This window comes from Mycobacterium sp. P7213 (assembly GCF_900604305.1).
Taxonomy (GTDB): domain Bacteria; phylum Actinomycetota; class Actinomycetes; order Mycobacteriales; family Mycobacteriaceae; genus Mycobacterium.
In genome coordinates this window covers 83,147-91,181 of sequence record NZ_UWOA01000011.1, presented here as the reverse complement: position 1 = coordinate 91,181, position 8,035 = coordinate 83,147, and the positions used below count along the sequence as shown (strand labels likewise).

7 protein-coding genes are annotated in these 8,035 nt (G+C 69.6%); 2 read left to right on the top strand and 5 right to left on the bottom strand.

Annotation, left to right across the window (positions count from 1 at the left end; genetic code table 11):
- From ftsY to EJK91_RS06110, 4 genes are all read right to left on the bottom strand, one after another.
- A partial coding sequence (ftsY, locus tag EJK91_RS06125; RefSeq protein ID WP_125078489.1) for a signal recognition particle-docking protein FtsY occupies positions 1 to 1,206 on the bottom strand: 1,206 nt, incomplete at its 3' end.
- 42 nt (positions 1,207 to 1,248) lie between these two features.
- On the bottom strand, positions 1,249 to 4,839 hold the full coding sequence (smc, locus tag EJK91_RS06120; protein WP_125078488.1) for a chromosome segregation protein SMC: 3,591 nt from the start codon (positions 4,837 to 4,839) through the stop codon (positions 1,249 to 1,251).
- Positions 4,840 to 4,858: 19 nt separating this feature from the next.
- The gene (locus tag EJK91_RS06115; protein WP_125078487.1) at positions 4,859 to 5,140 is read right to left on the bottom strand and encodes an acylphosphatase; all 282 of its coding nucleotides are present in this window, start codon (positions 5,138 to 5,140) and stop codon (positions 4,859 to 4,861) included.
- Entirely contained in the window at positions 5,127 to 5,543 is a 417-nt protein-coding gene (locus EJK91_RS06110; protein WP_125078486.1) for an OsmC family protein, read from the bottom strand. Before EJK91_RS06110 ends, EJK91_RS06115 begins: the two co-directional genes overlap by 14 nt.
- Positions 5,544 to 5,731: 188 nt before the next feature.
- Between EJK91_RS06110 and EJK91_RS06105 the strand changes: the two genes are divergently transcribed.
- Positions 5,732 to 6,361 (top strand): DJ-1/PfpI family protein, encoded by a 630-nt coding sequence (locus EJK91_RS06105; protein WP_024443249.1) that lies wholly within the window; start codon positions 5,732 to 5,734, stop codon positions 6,359 to 6,361.
- A gap of 33 nt (positions 6,362 to 6,394) precedes the next feature.
- Positions 6,395 to 7,168 (top strand): PIG-L deacetylase family protein, encoded by a 774-nt coding sequence (locus tag EJK91_RS06100; protein ID WP_125078485.1) that lies wholly within the window; start codon positions 6,395 to 6,397, stop codon positions 7,166 to 7,168.
- 19 nt (positions 7,169 to 7,187) lie between these two features.
- Here EJK91_RS06100 and mutM read toward each other — a convergent pair whose 3' ends face one another.
- Positions 7,188 to 8,033 (bottom strand): DNA-formamidopyrimidine glycosylase, encoded by an 846-nt coding sequence (gene mutM, locus EJK91_RS06095; RefSeq protein ID WP_125078484.1) that lies wholly within the window; start codon positions 8,031 to 8,033, stop codon positions 7,188 to 7,190.
- Positions 8,034 to 8,035: the final 2 nt, after the last annotated feature.

Sequence of the window (8,035 nt, the reverse complement as noted above, 5' to 3'; positions counted from 1 at the left end):
CTCCCCCAGCCCCACCAGCTTGACCGGTACCCCCAGCTCCTGCTGCACCCGGAACACGATCCCCCCTTTGGCGGTTCCATCCAGCTTGGTCAGCACCACCCCGGTGATATCGACGACGTCGGCGAACACCCGGGCCTGGGCCAGGCCGTTCTGCCCGATGGTGGCGTCCAGGACCAGCAGCACCTCGTCGACGGCGGCGCGGCGCTCCACCACCCGCTTGACCTTGCCGAGCTCATCCATCAGACCGGTCTTGGTGTGCAGCCGTCCCGCGGTGTCGATCACCACCACATCGACGCCGTCGGCGATGCCCTTGTCGACAGCGTCGAACGCCACCGAGGCCGGGTCCGCGCCTTCGGCGCCGCGCACCACCTCAGCGCCCACCCGCGCCGCCCAGGTCTGCAGCTGGTCGGCGGCGGCGGCCCGGAACGTGTCGGCCGCCCCCAGCACCACTCGGCGGCCATCGGCCACCAGTACGCGGGCCAGTTTGCCGACGGTGGTCGTCTTGCCGGTGCCGTTAACCCCGACCACCAACAACACCGACGGGTGATCGTCGTGCGGCAGGGCCCGAATGGAACGCTGCAGACCGGGCTGCAGCTCGCTTATGAGCACGTCGCGCAGCACCGCGCGCGCCTCGGCCTCGGTGCGCACCTGGCCGCCGGCCAGGCGTCCGCGCAATTGATTCACCACCGATTCGGTGACCACCGGGCCCAGGTCGGCCACCAGCAGGGTGTCCTCGACGTCCTGCCAGGAGTCATCGTCGAGGTCTCCGCCGCCCAGCAGCCCGAGCATGCCGCGGCCCAATGCGTTCTGCGACTTGGCCAACCGCCCGCGCAGCCGCTCCATCCGGCCTTCAACCGGCTCGATGTCCGGCTCGACGGCCGCTGGCGCCGGCGGTGCCTGGGGCTCGGCGGAAGGGACTTCGGGCGGCGCTTCGGGCAGTTCTATGTCGGTGATGGTGCGCCGGGGCGCATCACGAGGAACAGTCGCATCGTCGCCGATGATGGGGGCTGGCGGCTCCGCTGTGTCCGTGCGACTGAAGGTGATACCCGAGGAGGCGGTGTAGCCGCCGGAACGGTCCAGACTCTCGCGTTGCGGCGCGGACAGGCTGATACGCCGCCGGCGGTGGCGCACCAAGCCGAAGACCAGTGCGGCGATGACGACGAGCGCGGCAGCGACCGCTAGGGCGATCCAGAGACCTTCAGACACCGCGCCATTGTTTCAGGGTCTTGGCGGGCCGAGGCGGACAGGCTAGCCCGGGCTGGAAACGAGCTCTTCGCCCCGGATGCGTTGGGAGATCACCGCGGTGATCCCGTCACCTTGCATGGTCACCCCGTACAGCGCGTCGGCGACTTCCATCGTCGGCTTCTGGTGGGTGATCACGATGAGCTGGGAGCGGGCCCGCAGCATCTCGAACAGCGCCAGCAGCCGGCGCAGGTTGGTGTCGTCGAGCGCGGCCTCGACCTCGTCCATGATGTAGAACGGCGACGGGCGGGCCCGGAAGATCGCCACCAGCATGGCGATGGCCGTCAGGGACTTCTCCCCGCCGGACAGCAGCGACAGTCGCTTGACCTTCTTGCCGGGCGGACGGGCCTCGACGTCAACCCCGGTGGTCAGCATGTCGCTGGGGTCGGTCAGCAGCAGGCGGCCTTCGCCTCCGGGGAACAGCGCCGCGAACACCTCGGTGAACTCGCGCTCCACGTCGGCGTAGGCGTCGGTGAAGACCTGCAGGATGCGCGCGTCAACGTCGGAGACCACATCGAGGAGGTCCTTGCGGGCCGCCTTGACGTCCTCGAGCTGGGTGGACAAGAAGTTGTAGCGCTCCTCGAGCGCCGCGAACTCCTCAAGCGCCAGGGGGTTGACCCGGCCCAGTTCGGCCAGTTCGCGTTCGGCGCGTTTGGCCCGGCGCTCCTGGGTGGCGCGGTCGAAGGGCATCGGGGCGGGAGCCATCACCAGTTCGCCGCGGTCCCGGGCCTGCTCGTACTCGGCCATCTCCAGTTCGGTCGGTGGCAGCGCGACATCCGGTCCATACTCGGCGATCAGATCTGCCGAACTCATGCCGAACTGCTCGAGCACGGTCTGCTCGAGTTGTTCGATGCGCAACGCGGCCTGCGCCTTGGCGACTTCGTCGCGGTGCAGTGCCTCGGTGAGTGCGGTCAGCCGGGTGCTCAGGGAGTTCACCTCGTCACGGACGGCGACCATCGCGGCGGCCCGCTGCTGACGTTCACTGGCCAGCCCGTCACGGATCCGCGCTGCCGCGATCACCACATGCTGCAGGCGCTGGGCCAGCGCACTGCCGGCATCGGCCACCGCTGCGGCCGTCGTCGCCGCGCGTGCGCGCGCGGCGCGGGCCTGCTCGGCGCGGACCCGCGCCTCGCGTTCAGCCGCAGCCGCCCGACGCAGCGAATCCGCCTTGCCGCGTACCGCATTGGCGCGTTCCTCGGCGGTACGCACCGCCAGCCTGGCCTCCACCTCGACGCTGCGCGCCGCCTCCGCTGCGGCCGCGATCTGCTGGCGATCCACCGGCTCGACGGCGGCCGTCGGCTGATCTTCTTCGGCGTTACGCAGCCGGGTTTCCAGCTCGCTCAGCTCGGTGACGGTCTGCGCCCGGCCGGCCTCGAGCTCGTCACGCTCACGCAGCCGCCGGCGCCACTCGGTCTCGGCGGCGCGCGCCTCTTGCCCCAGCCGGCCCAGCTGCTCGTGGGTGGCAGCGATAGCGGCGTCGGACTCGTTGAGGGCGGCCAGTGCCTGCTCGGCGGCGTCCCGGCGCGCGGACTGCTCGGCCAGCGCTCCGGCGAGAGCCGCGCCGAGTTCGCCAACCTGTGTCTCGGCGGCGGCCAGTTCAGCGCGGGCCTTGTCGATCTCGCTGTTGATCTCCAGGGTGGACGGCTTGCGATCCGATCCACCGCTGACCCAGCCCGCACCGACCAGATCACCGTCTAGCGTCACCGCGCGCACCCTGGGGCGTGCGGCCACCAGCTCCAGCGCCTTGGGCAGGTCGTCGACCACCACCACCGCCGACAGCATGGCCGTCAGCGCACCGCGCAACTTCTCGGGGGCCTCGATCAGCTCCACTGCCCACAGCGCTCCGTCCGGCAGTTCTGCGCGCTGTCCGGTGGCCGGCAGTGGCCAGTCCCCCAGCACGATCGCCGCCCGCCCGCCGTCAGCGGTCTTGAGCGCGTGCAGCGCCGAGCGGGCCGCGCCGGCGTCCTCCGCGGCCAGCGCATCGGCGGCAGATCCGAGCACCGCAGCCAGTGCCGCCTCGTACCCGGCGCGGACCTTGACCAGCTTCGCGATCGACCCGAACAGCCCGGGGCCAGTGTGGTTCGCCGTGAGCCAGGCGGCGCCGTCCCGGCGTTCCAGCCCCATCGACAACGCCTCGATACGAGCGTGCAGCGAAGCGACCTGGCGCTCGGCGGCGCGTTCGGCGGCCTGCAGTTCGGCGACGCGCTCATCTGCCAGCTGCAAGGTGGCCACGGTCCGCTCGTGGTGCTCGTCCAAACCGACTTCGCCCTGATCGAGCTCGGAGACCCGGCCCTGAACCGTCTCGAACTCCGCCTGGGCGGCCTGAGCCCGCCCGGCGGCCTCCTCGATACGCGTCGACAGTTGCCCGACGTGAGTGTCGATCGACTCGACGCGAGCCCGAATCGTCTCCACCTGACCGGTCAACCGGGCCAGGCCCTCACGCCGGTCGGCTTCGGCACGAACGGCAGCCAGATGCGCCTTCTCCGCCTCGGTGCTGCGGCGCTCCCGTTCGGCCAACTCGGCGCGGGCCGCCTCCAGCCGGATGCCGGCCTCGGCCAGTTCGGCCAGCAGCTGCTGCTCGGCCGCGGCCACCTGCTCGGCCTCGGCCTCCAGCGCGTCGGGGTCGACGCCGGCGGTGGTGATCGGCTCGTCGTCGAGATGGTGTGCGCGTTCGGTGGCGATACGCACGGTGGCGCTGACCCGCTCGGCCAGCGCGGACAGCGAGAACCAGGTCTGCTGGGCACCCTCGGCGCGCTGGGTCAAGCTGGCGACCGCGGACTCGTGGGCGGTCAGTTCGTCGGCAGCCACCGCCAGACGCTCGGTGATCTGGTCGTGCTCGCGGCGCAGCGTGGCCTCGGCGTCGGTAGTTCCGGCGAACTCGGCCTGCCGCGACACCAGGTCGTCTGCGGTCAGCCGCAGCTTGGCGTCGCGCAGGTCGGCTTGGATGGTGGCCGCACGCCGGGCGACCTCGGCTTGGCGGCCCAGTGGTTTGAGCTGGCGGCGCAACTCGGTGGTCAGGTCGGTCAGGCGGGCGAGGTTGGCCGCCATCGCGTCCAGTTTGCGGACCGCCTTTTCTTTGCGCTTGCGGTGCTTGAGCACCCCGGCGGCCTCTTCGATGAAGGCCCGGCGGTCCTCGGGGCGAGACTCCAGGATCTGCGCCAGCCGGCCCTGACCCACGATGACGTGCATCTCACGGCCGATGCCGGAGTCGCTGAGCAGTTCCTGGACGTCCATCAGCCGGCAGCTGGCACCGTTGATCTCGTACTCGCTGGCGCCGTCGCGGAACATCCGCCGGGTGATCGAGACCTCGGCGTACTCGATCGGTAGCGCGTTGTCGGAGTTGTCGATGGTGACGGTGACCTCGGCGCGACCGAGCGGGGCGCGCGAGGAGGTACCGGCGAAGATGACGTCTTCCATCTTGCCGCCGCGCAGGGTCTTGGCGCTGTGTTCCCCCATCACCCAGGCCAGCGCGTCGACCACGTTGGACTTGCCCGAACCGTTGGGTCCGACCACCGCGGTGATGCCCGGTTCGAAGCGCAGAGTCGTCGGCGCGGCGAAGGACTTGAAGCCCTTCAGCGTCAGACTCTTGAGGTGCACGGGGTGTGAGACTACCGGTCTAGCGTTCGGCGAATCCGTCGATCGGGTCCCCGACGTCCGTCCAGTCGACGACGACCGTGTCCACCCGGCCCGGCGTGGCGCCACCCTGCAGCAGCTCCAGCAGGCGCTGGCAGTCCGCGCGGGGGCCCTGAGCGACGACGTGTACGCGGCCGCCGGGCCGGTTGGCGGCGTAGCCCGTCAGGCCCAGCTCCAGTGCCCGCGAACGCGTCCACCACCGAAAGCCGACGCCCTGGACGTGGCCGTGCACCCAGGCGGACAGGCGGACGTCAGGACCGGTCACCGGAGTCGATCGCAAGGCGCACCTCAGTACCGGATCTCAGTGTGCGGCCCACCGTGCAGACCTGATCGATCGCCCGGTACACGACGGTCAGCAGCCGATCCCGCTCCGCATCGTCCAGACCCGAGAGGTCCAGCTTCAGGACTTCTTCCAGCAGCGGATAGCGCTCCTGCTCCCGATCGGCGGGGCCGGAGACTTCGATGGTGGCCTGGTAGTCGTCGCCGAGCCGGCGGGCCAGCGGGGCGTCACTGGACATTCCGCTGCATGCCGCCAACGCGATCTTGAGCAACTCCCCGGGGGTGAAGACGCCGGCGACGTCCTCACTGCCGATCAGCACCTGCGCGCCCCGCGAACTGCGTCCGATATAGCGGCGGGTCCCGGTGCGCTCCACCCATAAATCCGTCATGGGGACATCTTTGCAGCCGTGACGGCGCCGAACCTGCGCTAGGCCGACGGCGGTGACCCGCTAAGTTTCTCATTCCGCATCTGCAAGAAGCGCTGCGTATCCCGTCGAAACGAATTCTTTTGCGCCGCTTCACGTTATTGTCGGGCTTTCCCCGCAACACCATTCGCCGAACAGCCGAGGGGACATCCGTGCAGGTAGCGATCCCGCTCTTCCCGCGATTCACCGCTCTGGACGCCATCGGGCCATACGAGGTGCTGCAACGGCTCCCGGACGTCGAGGTGATTTTCGTCGGGCACCGCCGCGGCGAGGTCCGCAGCGATAACGGGATGCTCGGAATCGTCTGCGATGCCCGATTCGACGAGCTGACCGCACCGGAGGTCGTGGTCGTCCCCGGCGGTGTCGGGACGCGGGTCTTGCTCGACGACACGGAGTTGCTCTACTGGGTGCGCACGACGCACACCCACACCAGGTTCACCGCCTCGGTGTGCACCGGCTCCCTGCTGCTGGCCGCCGCCGGGCTGTTGGACGGGCTGACCGCGACCACCCATTGGAGCGCCGTCGAACTGCTGGAACACCTGGGCGCCCGCTACGTGGAGCAACGGGTGGTCGAGCATCTGCCGCAGCGGCTGGTCACTTCGGCAGGGGTCTCCAGCGGCATCGACATGGCGCTGCGGCTGGCCGAGTTGCTGGCCGACGCCGAAACGGCCTGCGCCATTCAGCTCCTGATCGAGTACGACCCCCAACCGCCGTTCGACTGCGGTTCACTGATCAAGGCCGGCGAGGACGTTCGACGGCGCGTCGCGCAGCTGCGGCGCTGACCCAGCGGGCCACCGCGGGCATACTCGATATTTATGGCGACAGTGGTCGCATTCCACGCCCATCCCGACGACGAGGCGATTCTGACCGGGGGAACTCTGGCGCGGGCGGCGGCCGGGGGGCATCGCGTCGTGGTGGTGGTGGCGACCGATGGCCGCGTCAATAACGGCGACGACGATCGGCTGGCCGAATTGCACGCGAGCGCAACGACCCTCGGCGCACACCGAGTCGAATGTCTGGGCTACGCCGACAGTGGGTTCGGCGCGGAGTTCTATCCCGATCCGCCGGGGCGAGTCAGGTTCGCCCGCGCCGACATCGAGGAGGCGGCGCAGCGACTGGCGGCCATCCTGCGTGACGAAGACGCTGATCTGCTCCTGAGCTATCAGTCCAATGGCGGCTACGGCCACCGTGATCACGTGCGCGTCCATCATGTCGGTAAGCGGGCTGCGCAGATCGCCGCGACGCCGCGTGTGCTCGAGGCGACGATGCCCCGCGAGATGCTGACCCGGGTCGAGCATGGCGCTCGCCTACTGCATCTGCCGGCGCCTTACGGACGTGAGGTGGTACGCACCGCCTACGCACCGGCATCCAGCATCACGCACCGCATCAATGTGTTTCGGTTCGCCCGGCAGAAGCGGGATGCCTTCGCCGCGCATCGCTCTCAGATCGGCGCGAGCGCGGCCGCGGCACGTCTGTTCGCGGTGCTGATGCGCCTTCCCCCGCAAGTGGCCGGCGTCGCATTCGGTCGCGAGTGGTTCGTCGATCCGAATCTGCCTCCGGGCCGGGTCTATCGTGACATCTTCGAGTGACCCCGATCGACTTCCCGTGTCAGCGTTGGCAGTTCGGGCAGAAGTACGACGATCGATTCATGAACTTCGCCCGGCGAATCGGAGTCCCGCAACGCCGGCACGGCTCGTCTTCACGGCCGTAGGCGTCCAGTGACCGGCTGAAGTAGCCGGATTCACCGTTGACGTTGACGTACAGCGAGTCGAACGAGGTGCCGCCGGCGGCGAGCGCGTCGTTCATCACCTCTGCCGCGGCAGCCAGCAGTGCCCGCAGCCGCGGCCGGGACAGTCGGTCGGCCGTTCGGGTGCCGCGAATCCCAGCTCGCCACAGTGCTTCGTCGGCGTAGATGTTGCCGATTCCCGACACCACGGTCTGGTCGAGAAGTTGGCGTTTGATCTCGGAGTGCTTGCGCCGCAGCACTTCAACCACCGATTCGGCATCAAAGCGCGGGTCCAGCGGGTCGCGGGCGAGGTGGGCGACCGGTACCGGCAACACACTGCCGTCCACCGCGACCAGATCGGTGAGCTGCCACCCGCCGAAGGTGCGCTGGTCGACGAAGCTGACTTTCGTCCCGTCGTCGAGCACGGCGGCGATCCGCAGGTGCCTGGTGTCGGGCAGCTCCCCCAGCAGCATCTGACCGCTCATACCCAGGTGCACCACCAGGGCCTCGTCGGCCACCGCACCGCTCAGCAGCAGCCACAGGTATTTGCCCCGCCGGTCGGTGCCGGTGATCCGGGCGCCCAGCAGCCGGCCGGTCAGATCGGCGGGACCGGCCTCGTGGCGGCGCACCGCCCGTGGATGGTGCACCCGCACCCCGGTGATCGTGCGCCCGACCAGGTGCGCGTTCAGGCCACGCCGAACCACCTCGACCTCGGGAAGTTCGGGCATTC

Bases quoted from the DNA above. Each gene is read 5' to 3' on its own strand.
- EJK91_RS06110 (WP_125078486.1), bottom strand. From the start codon at position 5,543: ATGACGGATTTATGGGTGGAGCGCACCGGGACCCGCCGCTATATCGGA.
- EJK91_RS06100 (WP_125078485.1), top strand. From the start codon at position 6,395: ATGGCGACAGTGGTCGCATTCCACGCCCATCCCGACGACGAGGCGATT.
- mutM (WP_125078484.1), bottom strand. From the start codon at position 8,033: ATGCCCGAACTTCCCGAGGTCGAGGTGGTTCGGCGTGGCCTGAACGCG.